Here is a 23,242-nt window from a genome sequence, read left to right on the forward strand (position 1 = left end):
AAATTATCTGGCAACCTCAACTGCCCTAGTCTCTCTAATAACTGTAACCCTTATTATACCAGGATATTTTAACTCATCTTCTATACGTTTAGCAATATCTCTGGCAATCTGTTTAGCCTGAACATCATCTACCATATCACTTTTAGCCATTACTCTAAGCTCTCTTCCAGCCTGTATAGCAAATGATTTTTCAACACCCTCTATACTGTCAGCTATTTTTTCAAGATTGTCCAAACGTTTTATATAACTTTCAAAAGATTCTCTTCTAGCTCCGGGTCTCGCCGCACTAATAGCATCAGCTGCTTTTACTATAACAGCTTCAACAGTCTGCGTATCAACATCATTATGATGTGCCCTTATAGCATTAACTACCTCTTCTTTTTCTCCGCATCTTTTAGCCAAATCAGCACCGCTCATAGCATGAGAACCTTCGCCTTCAGTTTCTATAGCTTTACCTATATCATGAAGAAATGCACTTCTTTTAGCCAAATCAACATTTGCCCCTATTTCAGCTGCTATCATAGCGGCAATATTTGCAACCTCTTTACTGTGAAGAAGCATATTCTGTCCGTAACTAGTTCTGTACTGAAGTCTTCCCATATGCCTTATTAATTCATGATGCATAGTTGTAAGATTTAAATCTGTAATGGCATTTTCTCCAGCCTCCATTATAGAATCTTCAACTTCTCTTCTAGTTCTTTCAACAACCTCTTCTATTCTGGCAGGGTGTATTCTTCCATCTAATATAAGTTTTTCTAATGAAACTTTAGCAATATGCTTTCTTACAGGATCAAAACATGATATAACAACAGCTTCCGGAGTATCATCTATAATAATATCAACACCAGTAAGTGTTTCAAGCATTCTTATATTTCTTCCCTCTCTTCCTATAATTCTTCCTTTCATCTCTTCGCTAGGCAAAGATACAGAAGTTACAGAAGTTTCCTGAGCTACCTCGCTTGAAAGACGCTGTATGGTTTGAACTATTATCTCTCTTGCTTTTCTTTCTCCTGTCTCTATAGCATTTTTTTCTATATTGTCTACTATTTTAGTGGCAGATTTTTTGGCATCTTCCTCTATATCTTTTATCAAATTGGTTTTAGCTTCTTCTCTTGTAAGACCTGCTATTTTCTCCAATTCTTTTTCAGCTTCTTCTATCACAGAAGAGAGTCTTTCTTCCTGTTCTTTAATTTTTTTCATTTTATTCTCAATATTATGTTCTTTATTTTCCAAATACTGAGATTTTTTATCAAGATTGGCCTCTCGTTGTAGTACTCTATTTTCTAATTTCTGAATCTCTGCTTTTCTATCTCTATTTTCATTTTCTAATCTACTACGTTCTTTTTGTATTTCAGAATTAGCTTCAGAAAGTATAGTCTTTCTTTCGTTTTCTGCTTGTTCTCTTGCACTTTGAAGCAGCTTGTGTGTTATTATTTCCGTAGAGTTAAGCTTTATTTTCGCTATAACAAAACGGGTTATATATCCAAAAACAAACGCAACTACAACGAAGGTGATTATTAAAGGTATGTTCATATTTCACCTCGTCATTATTTTTTGTATTTAATACATTTTTTACACCAATATTATTAACATGATTTTTATATAAAGTCAATAATATTATTTGATTGTAAAAGTATATAAATAAATTAATGCATTAATATTTTTGGAACATCTTTCCAGAACCGCCGCAAGTTTCACAGGTTTCAGGTGCTTTATCTCTGTATATATTGCCGCAGCTAGGACAGAGATAAAAAGTTACATCTGCATCCTTATTTAAAAAGTTATCTATAATATCTTGGAATAATTTAGCATGTTCTGTTTCTACTTTTCCCAATGAATTGACTGTTTCACTTACTAATTTATTTTTTTGTTCTACAGCTACCTGAGCTAACTGAGGATAAAGTATAGTAGATTCATATACTTCGCCTTTTATACCGGCTTCCAAATTTTCTCTGTCGCTTGCAGGAGCTACAGGATTAAGTTCCGGAACAAATTTACTCATATCCAATCCGCTTCTTAAAGCTAATTTTCTCATTTTTTCAGCATGTATTTTTTCAGCCAAAGATGTTGTTGAAAATACTTTCTGAACAGCTTTATTGCTTGATGCTTTTCCAAATGAACTATATCTATTTGCAGCATTAGATTCACCTTGAAATATTGAATATAAAACTTCTTCTAATGTTTTTGCAGCCATATTTATTTTCCTCCAATTGTATGTATATATTTATTAATAAAAAATAATTCTTATTTATGAAATTAATTTCATTATATAATATCAATTAGTAAAAAAAAATCAAACTTTTTTTTTAAAAATATATTAAAAATCACAATATATAATGAATAAATTTTATTTTATAATATAATACTTCAGATAAAACATATAAATCAGATAAAATATATTAAAAAGGCAAATATGAATAACATAATAACTATAAGCAGACAATATGGAAGCGGAGGAAGAAATATAGGAGAAATGATCTCTAAAAAACTCAATTTTAATTTTTATGATAAAGAATTAATAGAAATAGTGGCTAAAAGAACAGGCATTAACAAGCAGTATCTCGAATCAAAAGAAGAAAAATTTACTAATGACAACCTTTTTTTTAGTGCATTTCATAAAGAAATTTTTTCGAGTCCGTTCGCCTCAAAAACAAGAGATTCAACTCTTGATAAAATATTTGAAATACAAAGAGAAGTGATAATAAATATAGCAAATAAAGGAAACTGCGTAATTATTGGAAGATGTGCAAGTTTTATACTTAAAGACTGTCATAAATGTTTCAATATCTTTGTTCATGCTCCAAATGAAAGAAGAATACAGAGAATAACTGATGAATATGGAATAAAAATGGAAAATGCAGAAACTCAGCTTAAAAATACTGATAAATATAGGGCAAATTATTATAAATACTATACTGGAGCTGATTGGGGAGATATGACTAATTATAACCTCACCATAGACAGCGGATACTTCAATGATGAAGATATATGCTCTATAATAATAAATGCTGTAAAAAAAACTATATAAAAACTTGAAAATTGATAATATATTACTATATTTAATTAATAGCTATAATATGATATTTAGAGAAAAGGATTTATTTATGAAGAATAAAGATATTAAAGATTTTTATGAAAATGACTACTTCTCGTACGAATCTGATTGTGATTTATGGAATGATGAAAAAATATCATTATTAATAGATTTTGGAGAAGAAGCTGATAAATCAAAAATGCTTATGAAATATTTACATAAAATTAATGAAATATTAAAATGGATTGATGAGCATAAAAAAGATGTTTCAGATTTTCTTATAAACAAACAGTGTTTGGCATTAGCTGAAGAATGGGTTATTACAGGCGAACAAATAGATGAAAATGCTTATAAAAATCAGTCTGGAGAAATTATAAATATACCTATTAAAGATGAAGATTTCTTTGATGCTATGTATATAGATACCATATTAATAGATTTTGATGAAGATGAAACAAGGCCTGATACTACACTGCATATACTATTTGAACCTGATTATTTTAAACATCACTCATTGATAGTTTATATAGACGGTGAAAGAAAGATAGAATACGGTGATATAGCCGGATAATACAAATAATAAATATATCTAATTAAATACATGTATTTTTCAATCTAAACTTCAAATCATAATCGGCATATTACAGGAGAATATAGTTGAAAGACTACATTAAAAATTTAGAAAAAGAATTTTCAAAAATAACCAACGGATTTAAACAAATAGAAAAAAAGGCATTATATGATTTAAAATCTAATAATAATTCTTATATTAAAGAATTAGCATACACAGCTTATAAATCAGATTTATATCAAGTAAGAATGTATTCAGTGTTTTTATTTGGTTATTTATCTGAAAAAAAAGAAATTCTTAATTTTATGAAAGATGTAGTTTCTAAAGATAATAATTGGAGAGTTCAGGAAATATTGGCAAAGTCTTTTGATGAACACTGTAAAATGTTAGGATATGAAAAATCTACATCAATTATTGATGAATGGTTAAATAATAGTAATCCTAATACAAGGCGTGCTGTAACTGAAGGTTTAAGAATATGGACAAATAAACCATATTTCAAAGAAAATCCTAGTGAAGCAATTAAAAGATTATCAAATCTAAAACATGATAATAGTGAATATGTTAGAAAATCTGCAGGTAATGCTTTAAGAGATATAAGCAAAAAATATCCAAAATTAATTGAAGAAGAATTAAATAGCTGGAATTTAGAAATAAAAGAAATAAAACAAGTTTATAAATTAGCAAACAAATTTATAAAACAATAAAGTTTATAATTTTTATTATCAATTTTTTTGCTGCGGATTAGCCAAAGCTGATGTCGGCATGATTAAGAAAGACACAGATATTAAAAACAAAATATAACTCTATTTTTAACAAACTATATTTATATTAGGTATATAATATAAGATTATAAAAAATATAGTTTAATCAGCATATTCCTGAAAAAGCATTATTTACTCTTATTAGATATCAGTAAAACTTAAATGTGAGAAAGAATGCTGTAAGAGTATGCATCTGATTACCTATTATTGTACAAAACAAATAATTTATTTTATATTTAAAATATATTTATAAGTTTATAAAAATATTTTATATTATTAATAAACTATAATAGCATTTACAAATAAATAAAACCTTACAAAATATAACTGATTAGTTATATACAAAAATAAAAAATTATAATTGACTTTTTATTTTATATTTATACAATTCATCTGTCAAAGATTATTAAAAAATTTAAAAAAGAACAAAAATTGTCAGAATATTACAATTAAAAAATAAACAAGAGAGAGGAATCTATGATTAGTATAATATCAGATATGGACGGAGTTATATACAGAGGAAATAATTTAATAGACGGAGCAGAAGATTTTATAAGAATGTTATTATATAAAAATGTGCCTTTTTTATTTTTAACAAATAATGCAGAGCAAACTCCAAGAGATTTAAAAAGAAAATTAGAATCATTGGGGGTAAACGGACTTGAAGAAAAACATTTCTTTACAGCAGCACAGGCAACGGCGATATTTTTACAAAGACAGCTTGAAAACGGAACTGCATATGTTATAGGTACAGGCGGACTTGTAAGCGAACTTTATAATGTAGGATATAGTATCAATGATGTTAATCCAGACTATGTAGTTGTTGGTAAAACAAGTGCTTTTAATTTTGATATGCTTCAGAAGGCTGTTCATCTTATAAATAAAGGAGCAAGATTTATAGGATGCAATCCAGATATAGTAGACCCAGCACCAAATGGTGAATTAATACCTGCTGTAGGACCTATACTTGCCGCTATAGAAACTGCTACAGGAAAAAAGCCTTATATTGTAGGAAAGCCCAACCCCATTATGATGTCTATTGCCAAAAACCAGATTAATGCTCATAGTGAAAATACACTTATGGTTGGCGACAGAATGGATACTGATATACTAGGAGGACTTGGAGCCGGAATGAAAACCGCTCTTGTACTTTCTGGTGTTACAAACAGAGAAATGATAGAAGGATTTCCTTACAGACCAAATTATATATTTAATTCTGTAGCTGATATAAATATAGACAAATTTTAATTTACAAATCATATTTTAGATATATAATAATTTCTATTAAAGCTGTTTAATCTTAAATTAGGCAGCTTATTTTATTTATTATTCTTTATTAAATAAAAAATAACAATCAGGAATTTTTATATGTCTAATTTATTATTTATTATAATGACGCTTTTATGGCTGTCATTATATGTTTATATACCATATCAGGTTACATATTTGTCTTCTATCAATGTAAATACATCTATGATAGGAATTATCATAGGTGTTTACGGTGCTGCTCAGATGTTTTTAAAATTTCCTTTCGGGCTTCTTAATGATTATATAGGAAAATGCCGTTCACTCATAATATTAGCAGGATTTCTAACTTCGCTTGGCGGAGTAATAAGATTATTAAATACAAATCAATACGGCTTTTTAATAGGCGGAACATTATGCGGAATATCAGCATCTATTTGGACAGTATTTATGGTCTTATATGCTTCGTATTTTGATAAAAATGAAGAATACAAAGCTACAAGCAAAGCATTAGTTGCAAGTGTTCTTGGTATGTTTATTGCTTTTTTAATAGCGGCTATTTCTTATAATAAACTTGGAATTAAATTTATTCTTCTTGTAAGTGCTGTATCTGGGGCATTGGTATCATTACTAGGACTATTCTTAAAAGACAGTAAGCATAATAAAAAAATGTCATTTAATGATTTATTTTCAGTTATAAAAAATAAAAGATTAATAGTATTTTCTCTGCTTGCTGCAGTTATGCAGGGAGTGCAGATGTCTGCTGTAATTTCTTTTACTTTAAATAGAATAAAAGAATTAGGCGGAAGTGATAATAATGTGGGAATGGCTTCTATAATAAGTATGTTCTTTGCTATAGTTGGTGCCTTTGTACCAAGTAAAATAAAAAATGAAAATAATATAAAGAAATACATACCTATATCATTTATAATGATGGCTTTGTACTGTATCATAGTTATATCAGTAAATAATGTATTAATAGTTACAGCTTCTCAGATTTTAGGAGGTTTTTCTTCCGGCATACTCGCATCGCTCCTTACAAGCGAGTCTGTAAAAGAAATAGATATAGATAAAAAATCATCTGCTATGGGATTTTTTCAATCAATATATTCATTGGGAATCTTTATATTTCCTATAATAACAGGCAAATTAATAGAATTATATTCTATAAACTTAGCGTATATTGTACTTGCAGTAATTGCTTTTTTATCATCTGTAATATCAATCTCTTATTATATTACAAGCGAATAAAATAACAAAAAACAATTGCAAAAAAATAGTTTTATAATAATATATTAGATTTATCAAAATACTATTATATTTTCACAATCTAACAAACAAAACTAGGAAAAATTATGTCAGAAAATAAAACATCAAACAGTAATAATGCTGGATATATACTTGCAATACTTGCAGTTATAATATGGAGCGGAAACTTTGTAGCAGCAAGATTTCTAACTCATCTAACACCAATAGAAATATCTTTTTACAGATGGATTGTAACATTTATAGTTCTAACACCATTTTGTATGAAAAAATTGATAAAAAACATAAAATATATAAAAGGCAGATGGATTAAAGTTATAATAATATCTATACTTGGTGTAACAGTATTTAATACATTTGTATATTTAGCAGCACATACAAGCAATGCTACAAATATGTCTTTGCTTGCCACATTATCACCAATCATAATGGCAATAATAAGCAGAATAGTATGGAAAACTAAATTGACTATTAATCAAAAATTGGGACTTCTTATCGTTATAATTGGTGTTGTTATACTAATAACAAAAGGAAGTATAGATGTGCTTATGAATTTAAAATTTGCCGTAGGAGATTTATACATGCTGTTTGCTGTTATATTATTTGCTGTATATACTTTAACTCTAAAAGTAAGACCTAAGGAGATTTCACAGTCAGCATTTTTTTATCTTATGGTAATAATAGGACTTATACCTCTGATAGCAGCAATGATTTTTAAATACGCTTCAAACAATGCACATACTTTAGATACAAAGTCAGCATTGATATTAATATACGTAGGAGTATTTCCTTCTGCTTTGGGTTTTATACTATGGAACATGGCTATTGCCAAAATAGGTGCTATAAAGGGAGGTATAATATATGATGCTATACCGTTTTTTTCATCTTTAGAAGCTGTTATACTTTTGCATGAAAATCTGTTAATATCTCAGGTTATAGGCGGAATATTAATACTTGCCGGAATAATATACAGTACAATAGGAGATAAAATCAAAAAGCAGAATGATATTTAATATTTAATTTTTATATTAATAAAAAATCTGAATCAAAAAATATAATACTTATTTTATTATACTTACAGTAAGTATAGTTATAGTGTATTTCAGTTAAACTTTCTCAAATCAGACCTATTTAAAGGCTTGTACTGTGATTTTTCAGAATCAGGCACTTTAGTCCATTTCATAGACTTACCAAATACACCTGCTTTATCTAAAGAACCTCTTACAGTGAGAGTTTTTTTATCTTCTGATAAAGACATTTTGCCGTTATATGTTTTACCATCATAAGGATTATATATTTTTCCGCCTTTCCACTCTCCGTTTTCAAAAGAAAGTCCCATTAAATAAACTAAACCTTTTAAAGGAAGTTCTCTTAATTCTTTATTAGGATTTTTTACATCTTTTTTTTCAGGTCCATTGTATCCGCCTTTATAATCGAAAAAGTAACCATAGTATTTACCATTTTCTTTATAAATTTCTACAACGGGTATCAAACCTTGTGAATCTTTCTCAGAATACCAAAGCCCTACAACATCATCAGCACTTTGAGCTAAAAGCAGTAAATTTGAAAAAACTAAAAGTACCAATAAAATAAAAATTTTTCTCTTCATAATTTAACTTAATTCTTAAAATATTATTACATATATAAAATTCTTACTTAATATAACACAATTTTTTATTATTTGGTAAAATTATTTTTTACTTTTATTGCTTTAGCCTGTAAATACATACGGTATATACAGGCCAAGACAATTTAATTTAATTTAATTTAATTTATCAACAAGGGATCATAAAACCTAAACTGCTATTTTATAAAAATTAATAATCGCCATATAGTTATCTTTTTACACATCAATCTTATAAATCAATCAGCAATTAATTTAACTTTCTTAATTCACCTTTATTTAGAGGTTTGTATTTAGCAGCATCACTGCTTGACAATTTCTTCCATGTTATGGTTTTTCCAAATATTCCTGCTCCGTCAGCACTAGCTCTTATTTTTATTTCTGTACCATTATCTGATAAAGTTACCTTGGCATGATAAGTTTTACCATCATCTGGATTGTATATTTTTCCATTTTTCCATTCCCCATTAACAAACTCTAAATCATATAAATAAACGAGTCCTTTTAAAGGTAAGTTTCTTAACTCTTTTTTTGGATTATTAACATCGTTTACTATATCATTTGAATTTTTATAAGCAAATGAATAAGCATAATATTTGTTATTTTCTTTATATATTTCAACTACAGATACTCTATTTTGAGAATCTGCCTGACTGTACCATAAACCTGTTATATCATCAGCATTCTGAGCAAAGGCTAATACATTAAACAAAAATGTAAAAATTAATATTGTAATTATTTTATTTTTCATTAAATTCTCCTTTTTTAGTGATTTTGGTATAAGTGATAAACTAATATATTAGTCTATCACTTCACTCAAACATATTTTTGTTACTTAAACAAATTAATTAAGGCTGGTATCCATTGATAAGCTGTACCTATAGCAGCTCCAACAACACCGCATAATAAAAATCTAAGCACTATATAAGGTTTTAATGGGAATAATATATTGCGTGCTGCTAAATATCCGCTTAATAAAGCACCTGTGAATCCTCCGCCTGGGAAGTTCCAAGCACTAGCAAAATGTAAGTTTTTCACTGTAGGCGATACTCTTACGCATCTGCTTTTTTTCAAGTAAGTATCCTGTACAAATCCGTAAGGAGTACCGTCTGGAGTTTTTATGTATCTCTTAATTGTTTTAGGAGTAGCTACTTCATAATACTCTATATTATCTCTAAATCCCGGATAATGCTGTTCTGCTCTGTCAATTAATTTTTCAGCCATCTCCTTTTTTCTTGCTTTATATTCTTCATCGCTCAAATCTTTCCATTCGTCTAAGAATGAAGGTCCTGTAAGTACGGCAAATGAGCGGTTATCACCCTCCTCTACAAGTCCGCTGTCAATAGCAGAATAATCTACAAATACAAAGTTTCTGTCTTCTACTGGTATATGTCTCTGTCCTTTGCCATCTTCTTTGAAGTTTGTATTTAAAGTTTTTTCTGTAGTTATAAATGTGGAGTATGCATTATTAGGATAAAGCTCTGAGAATTTTTTCTTAAATATTATGTAAACTGTATAAAGTGATACTGAGTTTTTAAGTTTCTTTATTCTCTTATCTTCATATCCTTTAGGTAATAATTCATCATAAACTATTTGAGGAGCTGCATTTGCTATTACATAATCAGCATTAACTGTAATTTCCTCTTTTGCTCTTTTATCATAATAAGTTACTCCCTCAGCAATATTTCCTTTTACATTTATTTTCTTAACTTCTGAAGAAACTTTTATCTCCCCTCCGTTTTCTTTTATTATATCAGCTAAAGCATTTGATAAGTTCTGACTGCCTCCTTTAATAAAATAAGCAGAGTTATAATAAGCACCCTGAGCACAAGCATGATAATACCAAGTAAACTCATATGGGTTTTGGTGATAGTAAGTAATATTTATATTCAATATTCTTTTTAACTTATCACTTTTTATTATAGAATCCAAAACATCTCCAGTATTTTTCTGCTTAAACAATTGATATAAAATCATAGGAAGTGTTGTTACTGGAAAGAAGAAATAATCCCAAAACTTCAAGTCATAAGGTACTCTTCTTATCATATACATCATTCTTGAAAGTCCTGAAAAATATTTTTTTATGCCTTCTTTCTCTTCTGGAAACTCTTTTTCTAAAGTATTTATAGCATTCTCATAGCCTTCAGGTATAACCAAGTCTGTAGATTCTGTTTTTATTCTCCAAGTTTGAGGAAGCTGTACTAGATCAACTCTGTCATAAAGACCTAATTTGCTGAATATTACATGCTTCATCTCTCTGTTTTTTTTAGCCATATCCAATTCATGAAGCCCTACTTCAAATTTTACATTTTTTCTTTTGTATCCTGTAGCACATCCTCCTACTATATTATGGCTTTCTAATACTAATACTTTTTTTCCTTGTTTTGCTAAATAGGCTCCTGAAGTTAATCCTCCCAAACCAGAACCTATTATTACTATATCATATTTATTGTTAGTCATACTCATAATCTCCTTTAATAAATTTAAATTGTCTTTATAAGTTATAAGCGTTTTTATTTGTTTTTGCTTATATATTAATAATAATATAAAAAATAAAAAATACAAGCAATTTTTATAAAAAATGCGTATATATAGTTCCTTTTTTTGAGAAATTTAATATTTTTTTACAATTTTGTATTACATGTATGATAAATTTAAAATGTTTATTTGTTATTTTAGAATAAATTATGATGAGACACTCTATATTATAAATCTAATAATTTTAACTAAATAAAAGAAAATATCAGCGAAACAGAAAAGAAAAAAATACAAATAAGAAATTTATTAAAACATCAAAATAAAACAAAAGAAGATTTTATATATCTTATTTCAGAAGATAATTTCTTTGACCCTATTTTAGATTATTTGATAAAATGCAGAAATATGGTTGATAAAAAAATCACAGAAGAAGAATATGAGTTTATAAAGCCTTTAGAAGAACTATATAAAACTCAAGGCTTTAAAATAAAAATAAATAAAAAAAGGAGCGATAAATGAATAGAAGATTTTTAAAAATACAAAACTTTAGAAATATAGGAGTTACAAAAGACTTGGAAGAATACCAAACACTTTATTTAAATAACACATTGAATAAAGATGAAATGGGCGAACTTATAATACTTATAGGCGAAAACAATGTCGGTAAATCAAATATACTGGATGCTGTTAAAATAATAACACCTATAGAAAATATTGAAAGCATAGATTTAGAAAAAGATATTCCAGACTTTATGGACTATGAAGATGCAAAGACTAGAATAAAACTTATTTATGCTGATGAAAACGAAAGCAAAGAAATAGAATATTTTTTAGATGATAGTGATAAAACCGCATATAAAACTAATTTTGAAGAAACAGAAAATAAAACTATTATAACTAAAAAACTTCTAAAAAATCAATTCAGCCTCGAAAAAATAAAAAAAGAATTTAAAAGTAAATTTAATTCATATTCTACAGAGATGGATACTTATAGAAGAAATAGAAGCTCTTCATACTATGATAGTATATCAAAATTGCAATGGCAATTTAATAATATATTAAAAAATAATAATGATAATATATTTGAAGAATTAAAAAACTTGTATTCTCAGCTGCAAAATATTTTTGATAAATTCGTAAATGATTATAATTATTATTATAGTAGTAGAATAGATAAATTAAATTTTATCGATTTGGAAACAATAGCTTATGAAGATAAAATGGCAGAAGTAAAAGCGGTTATAGAAGTACCTAAAGATATTATTAAAGAAAAATATGAAATTAGCTTCATACCTAAAATAATATACTACAAAGAAGAAGAGGTTAAAGACAGCGATTTAATTACTACACCTAAAGATATAAAGAATTCAAAATTCTTTAACTCCTTATTAAAAGCCATAGGCAGAAGCATATCTACAGTTGAAAAAGCTTATGAAAAAGCAGGCATTAATCCGGGATATAAAGACCAGTATCAAGAAACTATAAATGATAAATTAATAGAAATTGTTAATAAAAAATTTAATGATTTATATTTTCAAGGTTTGGGTACTCAGGAATATAATTTTCATATCAAATTTGAAAAAGATGAAATATATTTATCTATGAAAAAAAATGGAAATATTATTTCATTAAAACAGCAGTCTGTAGGCTTCAAATGGTTTTTTAATTTCTTCTTTAATTTTTTACACTCTAATGAATTAAATCCCGGAGATATAGTTTTGATGGATGAGCCAGAAATACATTTATCAATACCGGGCAGAAGAGATTTAAGAAATTTCATTAAAAACTTTGCTAGAAATCATGGCGTAACATTTATAACTACTACTCATAATCCTTCATTTATAGATGTTGATTATTTAGATGAGCTTAGAATTGTAAGATTCAAAAAAGATAAAATAGGCGTTGAAATACAGAATGATTTTTCTGCTATAGGTGAAGATGAAGTTGATACATTAAATGAAATAGTAGACGGTTTCGGAGTGCTTCATAGAGATATAATAACCAATCCTAATAATAAAGTAATATTTGTTGAAGGACTTATGGATTATAATTATCTTACAGCTTTCAAGAAATTAAAAGAAGCAAAAGAAAACAAAAAAATTAATTTAGTATTTCTTCCTATTCATGGACTTGGAAAAGATGATAAGGAGATGAACAATAAATTAAAACAGTTGGTACAGTTTAGGGAGGCTATTATATTAACAGACAGCGATGAGAGGGCTAATTTATTCAAAAAGGCTTCAGAATCAAATACTTTAATGAAAGAGAGATTAACAGTATTTCAATTAAAAGAAGCGGATCAATCTTTCAGAGAAATAGAAAGTCTATTCAGTGATAATGACAAAGAAAGATATAAGGAAATGATACAAAATAAAAGCGGAAGCCTTTCTTCATTATTCAAAAATAATATTTTTAAAAGAGAATTAGATGGAAAAACCATAAATAATTTTAATAAACTTCTTGACTATTTAAGCGAGATGCTATTAACTAATAAGTAAATATAAACAGGAGAAATAAAATGACTAAAATATTAAAATTTAATAATGCTATTTTAAATTTAGACAATTTAGACGTTATACAAAAATTTGGAGAATATTATGAAAATGGAAAATGTTATGAAAATATTTATAATTATGACTTATATTTTACTACATGCTTAGTACGAGTTGTACTTACTGAAGAAGAATTTCAATATCTAACAGAGTTTTTAAAAAGCGATTTTAAATTCCATGAAATTAATAAAGATATTAATAGTCTTTTTGACAATAATGAAAGTATTCATAATATGATATAAAAATATTAAAAAATACTCAAAAAAATATAAAAGGGACTGTTTATTACAACCCTTTTTTTATATAATAAATTCTTTACAATTATAAAAAATCAAATTTTTCTTATAAAAAATAAAAAAAATACATCTTTTGGGAACTTTTACAAAAAATATTCGTCTAATTAGTAAATTAAATATACTTATAGGGAGTACACCTATGAAAAGAAATCTTTTTATTATTTTCACACTATTATTAACAGCAGTTATGAGCAATGCTCAAACAGCAAAAAACGAATCATACGAACTTGACAATATAAAAGTTGTCAACCAAAACGGATTAGCACTTAATGACTTTATATCATTACTTAATGCTGACCCTAACATAGTATTAGTCGATGCTAGAACACCAGAAGAGATTAAAGAAACAGGAACTATAAAAAATGCTATAAACATCGATTATAGAGCTAAAGGCTACAGTAAAAAATTATTATCATTAGACAAAAACAAAAAATATATGTTTTACTGTAAAAGCGGAGTACGCTCTGGAAGAAGTGTTCAGTATATGCTTGATAACGGATTTAAAAATGTTAATTATCTAAAAGATGCAGGATACGCCGAACTTTCAGCTGCTTTAAAATAAGTATAATTATTAATCAAATATAGGGGTTGTTATTCACAGCCCCTTTTTTAATTATATATTATACCTAAAAAAATAAAATCGTTTCTATATACATTACAATTTTTTAATTAAATATTATACGCTCTCTATTATCAATAGCACTCTCTGGAACATTTTTATATTCTTTTAATTTTTTTATTATTAAATCTCTCATATCAAGCCCGGTATGTATAGTATTTTCTCCGTATTGAAATAAAGGCTTACCATTAGAATCGATATATTTTTCGCCTCCATTAAATATATAGTCGGCAACAGCTACGATATATTTTTCATTATCATTTATAGGTTTTCCTTTTATATATGATTCTAAAAGTTTTCCGTTGCTGTCAAAATTAATAATGCAGTCTTTTGAAACCTGTAAGAATGCTCCCTCGCCTACTCTTGAAGCCGAAAGCTCTAGTATACTTTTTAATTCACTTCCGCTTAAAGTGGTTAGTATTATAAGATTATCAAAAGGAAAAAACTCATAAATATTTCCTAATGTAACTTTTCCGCTTGGAAGCTCTCCTCTTAAAGAACCAGAATTAATTAATGCTATATCAATACCCTCCTGTGAGGAAGAGACTATATCCGAAACAAAATTACCCAAAGCTGCAGATTTATTTCTTATATCTTCATCAGTCAAAGCATATGGAAGAACAGCTATTTCAGTATTAAACTCTTTATCAACTTCTTTTTGCATCTCATCTATTTTTGCAAGTATAGTTTCATCTTCTTTTATAGTTTCATCTAATCTTGTAAGTTTATAATTAGGATAAGCATATTTTCCATTTTTAAACATCACATCTATAGTACCAATATACTCTCCGTACTCTCCAGCCTGCACTATAGTGGTATTTCCTATAATCACTGGTTTTTCAATCAATGTATGAGTATGTCCTCCTATTATAATGTTAAATACATTAGGCAGACTCTCTGCTATTTTTTTGTCAGTATCAAATCCTGCATGACTTAATAAAATTGTCATGTCATTTGTTGTATTTATAGGAGTAGTATTAAGAAGATTTTTTAAAGATAATATTTCATCTTCTATATCTATATAATCAAGCCCCTGAGTAATATTCATTTTCTCACTTTGCAAAACTCCTACTACAGCAACATTTATACCTTTAATATTAGTTATCATATAAGAAGGCACATAATTTTCACCAGTAGCTATAACTTTTACATTGCATGCTATTGTAGGAAAGTTTCTGTTACTTATAATATTATTAAGCTGATTTATACCAAAATCAAATTCATGATTTCCAAGTGCAGATACATTAACCCCCAAATCATTCATAAGTTCAACCTCGTCCATTCCCTGATAAACAATAGAAAAAACACTTCCCGTAATAGTATCGCCCGCATGCATAACTATAACATTTTCATTAGTCTTTTTTATATTATCAATAAAAGTTTTTCTTCTAGCAGCTCCGCCGTATCTATTGGTACTGCCGTCTTCTTTTGATACTAATTCCTTATTTTTTGAATGTGTATCATTCATATGAACTATTGTAAAAACTTTTACAGCATTATAATCAGAACATGAAATAATAAAAACAATAGAAATTATAAATGTAAGAAATATTTTTTTCATTTGAGTATCCTAAAAGTTTATAGGCTTATGATATAATTATTAATTTTTTAAGTCAATAATAGACTGTATGTAAATATGTAAAATAAATAATTCATATGTTAATAATTTGACTAAAATATAAATAGGTTTATCATATTACAAGTTTATCAAAAATTATTATTCGGAAATAACTATGGAAAGTGAAGCAGTATTAAACAATTCAAATACAGATAAAAAAACTAACGATCTGGCAAATAAGCCAGTAGGAAAATTATTATTTCAATTGGCAATTCCAGCAATAGCAGCTCAGATAATAAATGTATTATACAATGTAGTAGACAGAATGTATATAGGTCATATTAAAGATATTGGAGCTACGGCTTTAACTGGTGTAGGAGTAACAATGCCCGTAATTATAGCAGTATCTGCATTTGCATATCTTGTAAGTATGGGAGGTTCTCCTCGGGCATCTATTATGATGGGAAAACAGGATTATAATAAAGCAGAAGAGATACTCGGAAACTGCACTATGACTTTAATCATAATCTCTATAACTTTAACTATAATACTAATAATATTTGCAAAACCTATACTTATGCTTTTTGGTGCAAGCGAAAACACTATCATATACGCATTAAGATATTTAAGAATATACTCTATTGGAACAATATTTGTACAGTTAGCACTTGGACTAAACGCTTTTATAACAGCACAAGGTAAAGCAAAAACAAGTATGTTCACGGTATTAATAGGAGCTTTAGTTAATATTATATTAGACCCTATATTCATATTTGTATTTAATATGGATGTAAGAGGTGCTGCACTTGCTACAATTATATCGCAGGCAATATCATGTATATGGATTCTCTCATTTATGACATCAAAAAGAACAATTTTGAAATTGAAAATAAAAAACTTCAAAATAAAGCCTAATGTAATACTTCCTTGTTTAGCTTTGGGATTTTCTCCGTTTATAATGCAGTTTACCGAAAGTATTTTGTCAGTATCTTTTAATACTTCTCTTTTAAAATACGGAGGAGATTTGGCAGTAGGAGCTATGACAATATTAAGCAGTATTATGCAGTTTTCTTTTCTCCCTATAATGGGTCTTACTCAGGGAGCTCAGCCTATTATAAGCTATAATTATGGAGCTGGAAATATGCAAAGAGTAAAAAGCACTTTTAAAATACTTCTTATAAGCTGTTTATCATTTTCTGTATTAATGTGGACAATATCGATATTTTTCCCCTATTTATTTGTAGGAATATTTACAAGTGATGAAGAGTTAATAAATTATAGTATATGGGCTTTAAGAATATATATGGCAAGCTCTTTAATATTTGGAGCCCAAACTGCATGTCAGCAGACATTTGTTGCTTTGGGCAATGCAAAAATATCAGCATTTCTTGCTATATTAAGAAAAGTTATACTATTAATACCGCTTATATTTATACTTCCATTATTTTTTGATAATAAAGTTATGGCTGTATTACTAGCAGAACCTATAGCTGATTTTTTAGCAGTATGTACAACTGTTACATTATTCAGATTATATTTTAAAAATATAATGAAATATACAAAAACAAATACTTAATAAAACAGAAATATTAAAGTGATGCATATATATATAATATTATAAAATAAATATAATAATATATATTTTCTAACATATAAAACTAATAAATTTCTTTTAAAATAATCTTTAATTATTGAAATATGTAAACAAATTATATATAATAATTACTGCTATTAAAATATCAGGATTTTTATTATGTTTAAAAAATTTAGTCTCCAAATAAAAATTAGCTTATCAATATTAATACCTTTGCTAATTATGCTTATTATTTCAAACACTATTAATGTTATCTATGTAAAAGAAGCCAGTAAAAAACTATCATACAAAATTTTGGAGGAAAGTTCTAAGGGAGAAACAGCTACATTACAATCATTTATGGAAGATGATCTTTATTACACAATCGGACTTGGAAAAGTTATAGAAGGTTTTTACAGCGACGGAATGACAAACAGAAATTTTTATGAAACAACAGTATACAATTTCTTCACAAAACTTTCTCAAAGAATTAGTTCTATACATATAGCATTTGAGCCTAATACTTTAGATAACGATTCTAATTATATTAATTCTCTTAAATACTCAAAAGCAAATGGACAATTCAATTACTCTGTTTCAAGATCAGTCGGAACTAGCATACTTGAATCATATTCAGATGCCTCAATATTTCAGAATGATTATTATGTAAATGCTTTAAAGACAGCAGAAATATATATTACAGATATATAAATCTTCTTCTGGAAATATTTTATATACTTGGGCAATACCTATCAAAAACAGCAGAAATAAAGTTATTGGGGTCATAGGATTAGATGTATTGGCTAATTCTCTTAATAATCTGCTTTCTAAAATAAAAACTTTTGAAGGCACAACTGTTACATTATTTGATAATGCCGGAAATATAGTATATGACAGTGATAATACAAATTATATATATAAATCTCTTGACAGCATATATCCATATTATAAAGAACATGATGTTTATAATAAGATAAAAAGCGGAGAAAATTTAATATTTGAAAATTTCAGCGGCACATTAAAAAAATATTATACATACTCTTTCACGCCATTAGAGATGTCTAAAGGCAGATATTGGGGATTTAAATTAACTGCTCCTAATGATGTTATATTAAGAGACAGCAATACAATAAGAAATATTATGATTATTATATCAGCAGTTATAGTAGTTATAAGTGCTGTAATAGTACCTTTTATCATCAAAAGAAAAGTAACAAGTATGATAGCCGGTCTTTCTAAAGATATGTACAAAATATCAAGCGGAGACATATCATTCCATATAGGACATAAGTTTTTAAATATGAATGATGAATGGGGAGACATAGCTAAAAGCTGCGAAAATATTTTGAATAATTTAAACAAAGTAGTTTCAACAGTAAAATATTCAGCAGAACAAGTTTCTACTGCCGCAAATGAAGTACTGACTGGAAACAATGACTTATCTGACAGAACAGAATCCCAAGCATCTAGTTTGGAAGAGACAGCCGCTTCTATGAATGAAATGGCAAGTGCAATAAAGGAGTCAGCAGAAGGCGTTGCTCAAAGTACAAGTATGGTAACTGACGCAAAAGAATATATAAATAAAGCCGGCAGTATTATAGAAGATAGCGTAAATAAAATGAATGATGTACATGAAGCTAGTACTAAAATAATGGACATCACCAAACTCATAGAAAATATTGCATTTCAAACTAATATACTTGCTCTTAATGCTTCAGTGGAGGCAGCAAGAGCAGGAGATAATGGAAGAGGTTTTGCTGTAGTAGCCAGCGAAATAAGAAACCTAGCACAAAATACTCAGGAATCTGTAAAAAGTATTACTTCATTAATAACAGACAGCAATAATAAAATAAAATTAGCTGCAAATAGTGTACAAGAATCGCAGGAAATATTCGGAGAAATATTAGAAAAAATGGATAATACTTCCATTGTAATGGCTAAAATAAATACAGCAGCTCAGGAACAGGAAAAAGGAATAGATCAGGTTAATATTGCAATAAGCAATATGGATAGTGCTGTACAAAAGAATGCTGCTTTGGTATCTGAAGCAGCTTCAGCTTCAGAATCATTACTTAGTGAAGCTAATGAATTAATAAAAACTATAGAATATTTTAAATTAAAAAATTAGTAAAAATAAAAAGTTCATATTATGATTTAAGAAAGTGAGTTTGCAAGTATAGATTAGTTTGGTTATATTGATTGTACTTTTAATAATGATGGGCGTATACAATATAATAAATATTGATTAAGCAAAATACTATCTTAAATAAAATTTCACAGGAGTTTGCCAAAGAATGAACAAGGTAATAAATTAAGTTTAGTTGTAAAATAATACTTATATCAAATAACATAGATTAATAAATATAAATTAGAAAATACGGAATTTCTAAAAGAAAATAATATGAATAGGATATTTCAAATTAAGAAATTAAATAACAAATTTTATATTCAAATTTTTCTTATTATATATAATGGTTTATTTTATAAGAAAAATTCTAAATTAAGAGGCGTTTTTTATGAATGATAAGGTAAGCTTAAATATAAAAATAAGTTTATTCATTATAATACCTATTATAGTAATAATATTGATATTTGGTATTATAAATACAATACATACATACAATATGACAAAAGAAATGTCATTATTCACAATATTTCAGATGTCTCAAAAAGAAGTATTTGAAATAGAATCTATAATCAATGTGGAAGTAAACTATCTTAATAATATAAAATATTCTGTAGAAAATCTATATAATTATAATATCAGAAATAGAGAAATATATGAGGATTTAATGAAAAGATTTGCAAATGATATGAGTACTAATGCTGTTTCTATATCTTTAATATTTTTAACTAATGCTCTTGACAATGACAGTATGTATATTAACAATCCTCTTTACAAAAATATTGACGGAAGATTAGGAATATATTTACTCAAAGATACAAATAATAATATAGACAGAATTAATATGGAAGAAGCAGATTTGCAATACAGCTATTTAGATACTACTATAAAAAGCAAAGAACCTCATATTACACCTTTAAACTATTATCCAGTACAGGGAAAATACAGACCTATGTATACATACTCAATACCAATATTTTCCAAAGACAATAAAATAGTTGCTGTATCTTCTTTAAATTTATCTTTAGATAATATAATATTCTATGAAGATACAAATGGATTTACAATTTCATTATTTAATGAAAAAGGGAATATTATTTACTGTACTACAGATAAATACCGTATTGGGGAAAATATTACTAATTCATCTGATATATACGGATATAATAATTTATTAGAAACTATATGTTCAAATAACACTGTATTTAAAGAATCATATAATAAAAAAACATCTAGTAAATATTTCCATATATTCAGACCAATACATATGTTTGATGATGTGTATTGGGCAATAGAATTAGCCGTATCTGCAAAAGCAGAATTTTTCAGTAATTATAAAATTATAATAATGATGTGGATTATAATATCGTCAATCATTATTATAATAGTCATTATAGTACCGTCTATTATTAATAAGAGAGTATTATCAGTAATGAATGATTTAAATGATAATATTACCAAAATAAAAGATGGAGATATATCTTGGAGTGTTTCTGAAGATTATTTGAAATTAAATGATGAGATAGGGGATATGAGCAGAGGAATTAACAATACGGTTGAATATTTAAATGATTTGGTTACTGCGGTAAAAGGAAAAGTAGATAAAATTTCTGAAAATTCAAATGATATATCAGATTTTGTAGATAAAATTAACGATAAAGACAACAAAATAATAAAAAATCAAAACTACCAATTTGTAAGTCAGGTTACTGAAACTTCAAAATCTCTTATAGAAGAATCAAAAGAACTTCAAAAAATTATAGAATATTTTAAACTTAGAGAATAAATTGTACAAAAATATTATTTGACATTAAACTATATAGAATATATACTAAAAACAATATTAAAATATAACTTGGGTAGTAAAATGTTTAGTAAAAATTACCATATTTTATTTATAGGATTGATATCTCTAATTGTTAATATATCCTGTTCAAAAATAGAAGAAACTGTATCTCAAAATCAATCTTCAAAATATTTTGCTTTACAAATAAATATAGGTTCAGAACCATATACTATAGACCCAAGTTTTAATGTAACATCAGATACTTTGATATATTTAAGACATATATTTGAAGGCTTAGTTACAAAAGATAAAGACGGAAAAATAATACCTGCTGTAGCAAAAAGCTGGACTATAAGCAGCGACGGATTAGTATATACTTTTAATCTCAGAGACAATGCGTATTGGAGTGATGGAAAAGGGGTAGTAGCTCAGGACTTTGTATATTCATTCAGAAGATTATTTGACACAAATACTAAAAGCAAATACGCTTATCAGTATAATATGATAAAAAATGCTAAAGATATTAATATTGGAAAAATAGAGCCTAAATATCTTGGTGTAGAAGCTATTGATGATTATACTTTGAAAATTATGTTAGAAATGCCATTAACATATTTTCTTGAAATTTTAGCCTACCCTACTTTTTATCCATTAAGAGAAGATATAATTAAAGCATATGGAGAAAAATGGACTGACAGCCCGCAAACTTTAATAGGAAACGGACCTTTTAAAGTTGTTGAAAGAAAATTTAATGAATATATTATTATGGAAAAAAATGAATTATACTGGAATACAAAAGAAGTAATACCAAGCAGATTAGAGTTCATACTTAGAAATGACAATGAATATTCTCTAAGCTCTGTAAAAAGCGGACTTCTTCATTTTTCTAGGAACTTCCCAAGAGAATATATTTCTTCATTAGAAAAAGCGGGATACATAAAAAATGTTCCAAGAATATCTTCATATTTCTATTTTATAAATACAACAAACAAAACATTATCAGATTCTAATGTAAGAAAAGCATTATCTCTTGCCATAGATAGAAATTACATAGTTGAAAAAATCACAAAAAGCGGAGAAAGACCAGCAGCCGCTTTAGTACCTTACGGAGTACCAGGATTTTTTGGAGATTTCAGAGAAAACGGCGGAGACTATATTGATATTACAAGAAATAATTATGAAAATAATATCAAAGAAGCAAAAAAACTTATGATGCTTGCAGGATATCCTAATGGAAATAATTTTCCTACATTAACTTTTAAAACAACTCATGGAGTGCATATATATATATTTGAGGCTGTTCAGAAAATGTGGAAAGAAAATCTTGGTATTGATGTAGTTATCGAAGAGTTGGAATGGTCTGATTTACTGAAACAGAGATTTGATAAAAATATAGATATTGCAAGCGGAGGCTGGAATGGAGATTTCAATGATCCTATCAACTTTTTATCGATATTTTTAAGCTCATCTCCTAATAATAACAGCGTTTACAGTAATTCAAGATATGATGATCTTATAAAAACAGCAAGTTTAATAGGAGATGTCTCTCATAGAATGATGACTATGCATAAAGCCGAAGAAATATTAATATCAGATATGGCAATAATACCTATTTATTTTTATAATGAACCTCTTTTAGTTTCGCCTAAACTAAAGGGAGTAGAATATGATCCTATGGGACAATATAATTTCTCTAAAGCATATTTATTAGAATAATAAATATTTACTATATAAACAATACTATCAAAAAA

18 protein-coding genes and 1 pseudogene are annotated in these 23,242 nt (G+C 27.3%); 13 read left to right on the forward strand and 6 right to left on the reverse strand.

Going from position 1 to position 23,242, the window contains the following annotated elements:
• Positions 1–3 precede the first annotated feature (3 nt).
• Entirely contained in the window at positions 4–1,533 is a 1,530-nt protein-coding gene (gene rny, locus BMUR_RS02870; protein WP_013113094.1) for a ribonuclease Y, read from the reverse strand.
• 121 nt (positions 1,534–1,654) lie between these two features.
• Positions 1,655–2,194 carry a rubrerythrin family protein gene (locus BMUR_RS02875; protein ID WP_013113095.1) on the reverse strand — a complete coding sequence of 180 codons (540 nt, stop codon included), beginning with the start codon at positions 2,192–2,194 and terminating at the stop codon, positions 1,655–1,657.
• Positions 2,195–2,413: 219 nt separating this feature from the next.
• Between BMUR_RS02875 and BMUR_RS02880 the strand changes: the two genes are divergently transcribed.
• The 6 genes from BMUR_RS02880 (at position 2,414) to BMUR_RS02905 (ending at position 7,893) form a co-directional block, all read left to right on the forward strand.
• Entirely contained in the window at positions 2,414–3,028 is a 615-nt protein-coding gene (locus BMUR_RS02880) for a cytidylate kinase-like family protein (protein ID WP_013113096.1), read from the forward strand.
• Positions 3,029–3,104: 76 nt separating this feature from the next.
• Positions 3,105–3,605 carry a DUF2262 domain-containing protein gene (locus BMUR_RS02885; protein ID WP_013113097.1) on the forward strand — a complete coding sequence of 167 codons (501 nt, stop codon included), beginning with the start codon at positions 3,105–3,107 and terminating at the stop codon, positions 3,603–3,605.
• Between the two features lie 86 nt (positions 3,606–3,691).
• The gene (locus BMUR_RS02890) at positions 3,692–4,312 is read left to right on the forward strand and encodes a DNA alkylation repair protein (RefSeq protein WP_013113098.1); all 621 of its coding nucleotides are present in this window, start codon (positions 3,692–3,694) and stop codon (positions 4,310–4,312) included.
• A gap of 534 nt (positions 4,313–4,846) precedes the next feature.
• On the forward strand, positions 4,847–5,617 hold the full coding sequence (locus BMUR_RS02895) for an HAD-IIA family hydrolase (RefSeq protein WP_013113099.1): 771 nt from the start codon (positions 4,847–4,849) through the stop codon (positions 5,615–5,617).
• A 120-nt stretch (positions 5,618–5,737) separates the two neighbouring features.
• Positions 5,738–6,865: an MFS transporter gene (locus BMUR_RS02900; RefSeq protein WP_013113100.1), complete on the forward strand. Its 1,128-nt coding sequence runs from the start codon at positions 5,738–5,740 to the stop codon at positions 6,863–6,865.
• A gap of 104 nt (positions 6,866–6,969) precedes the next feature.
• The gene (locus BMUR_RS02905; protein ID WP_013113101.1) at positions 6,970–7,893 is read left to right on the forward strand and encodes a DMT family transporter; all 924 of its coding nucleotides are present in this window, start codon (positions 6,970–6,972) and stop codon (positions 7,891–7,893) included.
• A gap of 89 nt (positions 7,894–7,982) precedes the next feature.
• Here the strand turns inward: BMUR_RS02905 and BMUR_RS02910 are convergent, their stop codons facing one another.
• From BMUR_RS02910 to BMUR_RS02920, 3 genes are all read right to left on the reverse strand, one after another.
• Positions 7,983–8,489, reverse strand: coding sequence for a DUF2147 domain-containing protein (locus BMUR_RS02910; RefSeq protein WP_013113102.1), 507 nt, complete (start codon positions 8,487–8,489; stop codon positions 7,983–7,985).
• Positions 8,490–8,754: 265 nt separating this feature from the next.
• Complete coding sequence (locus tag BMUR_RS02915; protein WP_013113103.1) at positions 8,755–9,255, reverse strand: DUF2147 domain-containing protein; 501 nt, start codon at positions 9,253–9,255, stop codon at positions 8,755–8,757.
• Between the two features lie 80 nt (positions 9,256–9,335).
• Complete coding sequence (locus tag BMUR_RS02920; protein WP_013113104.1) at positions 9,336–10,964, reverse strand: phytoene desaturase family protein; 1,629 nt, start codon at positions 10,962–10,964, stop codon at positions 9,336–9,338.
• Positions 10,965–11,497: 533 nt separating this feature from the next.
• Here BMUR_RS02920 and BMUR_RS02930 point away from each other — a divergent pair.
• The 3 genes from BMUR_RS02930 to BMUR_RS02940 all read left to right on the forward strand — a co-directional run bounded on the left by BMUR_RS02930 (position 11,498) and on the right by BMUR_RS02940 (position 14,392).
• Entirely contained in the window at positions 11,498–13,480 is a 1,983-nt protein-coding gene (locus tag BMUR_RS02930) for an AAA family ATPase (RefSeq protein WP_013113105.1), read from the forward strand.
• 20 nt (positions 13,481–13,500) lie between these two features.
• Positions 13,501–13,776: a hypothetical protein gene (locus tag BMUR_RS02935; RefSeq protein WP_013113106.1), complete on the forward strand. Its 276-nt coding sequence runs from the start codon at positions 13,501–13,503 to the stop codon at positions 13,774–13,776.
• 193 nt (positions 13,777–13,969) lie between these two features.
• The gene (locus BMUR_RS02940; protein ID WP_013113107.1) at positions 13,970–14,392 is read left to right on the forward strand and encodes a rhodanese-like domain-containing protein; all 423 of its coding nucleotides are present in this window, start codon (positions 13,970–13,972) and stop codon (positions 14,390–14,392) included.
• A 103-nt stretch (positions 14,393–14,495) separates the two neighbouring features.
• Here the strand turns inward: BMUR_RS02940 and BMUR_RS02945 are convergent, their stop codons facing one another.
• Positions 14,496–16,010, reverse strand: a complete 1,515-nt coding sequence (locus BMUR_RS02945; protein ID WP_013113108.1) for a bifunctional metallophosphatase/5'-nucleotidase — start codon at positions 16,008–16,010, stop codon at positions 14,496–14,498.
• Between the two features lie 172 nt (positions 16,011–16,182).
• Here BMUR_RS02945 and BMUR_RS02950 point away from each other — a divergent pair, with 172 nt between their 5' ends.
• The 4 genes and pseudogenes from BMUR_RS02950 (at position 16,183) to BMUR_RS02965 (ending at position 23,207) form a co-directional block, all read left to right on the forward strand.
• On the forward strand, positions 16,183–17,583 hold the full coding sequence (locus BMUR_RS02950; protein ID WP_013113109.1) for an MATE family efflux transporter: 1,401 nt from the start codon (positions 16,183–16,185) through the stop codon (positions 17,581–17,583).
• A 177-nt stretch (positions 17,584–17,760) separates the two neighbouring features.
• Positions 17,761–19,708, forward strand: a pseudogene (locus tag BMUR_RS02955) (methyl-accepting chemotaxis protein).
• A 388-nt stretch (positions 19,709–20,096) separates the two neighbouring features.
• Positions 20,097–21,491 (forward strand): PDC sensor domain-containing protein, encoded by a 1,395-nt coding sequence (locus BMUR_RS02960; protein WP_013113112.1) that lies wholly within the window; start codon positions 20,097–20,099, stop codon positions 21,489–21,491.
• Between the two features lie 81 nt (positions 21,492–21,572).
• Positions 21,573–23,207: a peptide ABC transporter substrate-binding protein gene (locus tag BMUR_RS02965; RefSeq protein ID WP_013113113.1), complete on the forward strand. Its 1,635-nt coding sequence runs from the start codon at positions 21,573–21,575 to the stop codon at positions 23,205–23,207.
• Positions 23,208–23,242: the final 35 nt, after the last annotated feature.

The sequence above is a fragment of the Brachyspira murdochii DSM 12563 genome, from assembly GCF_000092845.1.
Taxonomy (GTDB): domain Bacteria; phylum Spirochaetota; class Brachyspiria; order Brachyspirales; family Brachyspiraceae; genus Brachyspira; species Brachyspira murdochii.

Bases quoted from the DNA above. Each gene is read 5' to 3' on its own strand.
- rny (WP_013113094.1), bottom strand. From the start codon at position 1,533: ATGAACATACCTTTAATAATCACCTTCGTTGTAGTTGCGTTTGTTTTT.
- BMUR_RS02875 (WP_013113095.1), bottom strand. From the start codon at position 2,194: ATGGCTGCAAAAACATTAGAAGAAGTTTTATATTCAATATTTCAAGGT.
- BMUR_RS02880 (WP_013113096.1), top strand. From the start codon at position 2,414: ATGAATAACATAATAACTATAAGCAGACAATATGGAAGCGGAGGAAGA.
- BMUR_RS02885 (WP_013113097.1), top strand. From the start codon at position 3,105: ATGAAGAATAAAGATATTAAAGATTTTTATGAAAATGACTACTTCTCG.
- BMUR_RS02895 (WP_013113099.1), top strand. From the start codon at position 4,847: ATGATTAGTATAATATCAGATATGGACGGAGTTATATACAGAGGAAAT.
- BMUR_RS02900 (WP_013113100.1), top strand. From the start codon at position 5,738: ATGTCTAATTTATTATTTATTATAATGACGCTTTTATGGCTGTCATTA.
- BMUR_RS02905 (WP_013113101.1), top strand. From the start codon at position 6,970: ATGTCAGAAAATAAAACATCAAACAGTAATAATGCTGGATATATACTT.
- BMUR_RS02910 (WP_013113102.1), bottom strand. From the start codon at position 8,489: ATGAAGAGAAAAATTTTTATTTTATTGGTACTTTTAGTTTTTTCAAAT.
- BMUR_RS02915 (WP_013113103.1), bottom strand. From the start codon at position 9,255: ATGAAAAATAAAATAATTACAATATTAATTTTTACATTTTTGTTTAAT.
- BMUR_RS02920 (WP_013113104.1), bottom strand. From the start codon at position 10,964: ATGACTAACAATAAATATGATATAGTAATAATAGGTTCTGGTTTGGGA.
- BMUR_RS02930 (WP_013113105.1), top strand. From the start codon at position 11,498: ATGAATAGAAGATTTTTAAAAATACAAAACTTTAGAAATATAGGAGTT.
- BMUR_RS02935 (WP_013113106.1), top strand. From the start codon at position 13,501: ATGACTAAAATATTAAAATTTAATAATGCTATTTTAAATTTAGACAAT.
- BMUR_RS02940 (WP_013113107.1), top strand. From the start codon at position 13,970: ATGAAAAGAAATCTTTTTATTATTTTCACACTATTATTAACAGCAGTT.
- BMUR_RS02945 (WP_013113108.1), bottom strand. From the start codon at position 16,010: ATGAAAAAAATATTTCTTACATTTATAATTTCTATTGTTTTTATTATT.
- BMUR_RS02950 (WP_013113109.1), top strand. From the start codon at position 16,183: ATGGAAAGTGAAGCAGTATTAAACAATTCAAATACAGATAAAAAAACT.
- BMUR_RS02960 (WP_013113112.1), top strand. From the start codon at position 20,097: ATGAATGATAAGGTAAGCTTAAATATAAAAATAAGTTTATTCATTATA.
- BMUR_RS02965 (WP_013113113.1), top strand. From the start codon at position 21,573: ATGTTTAGTAAAAATTACCATATTTTATTTATAGGATTGATATCTCTA.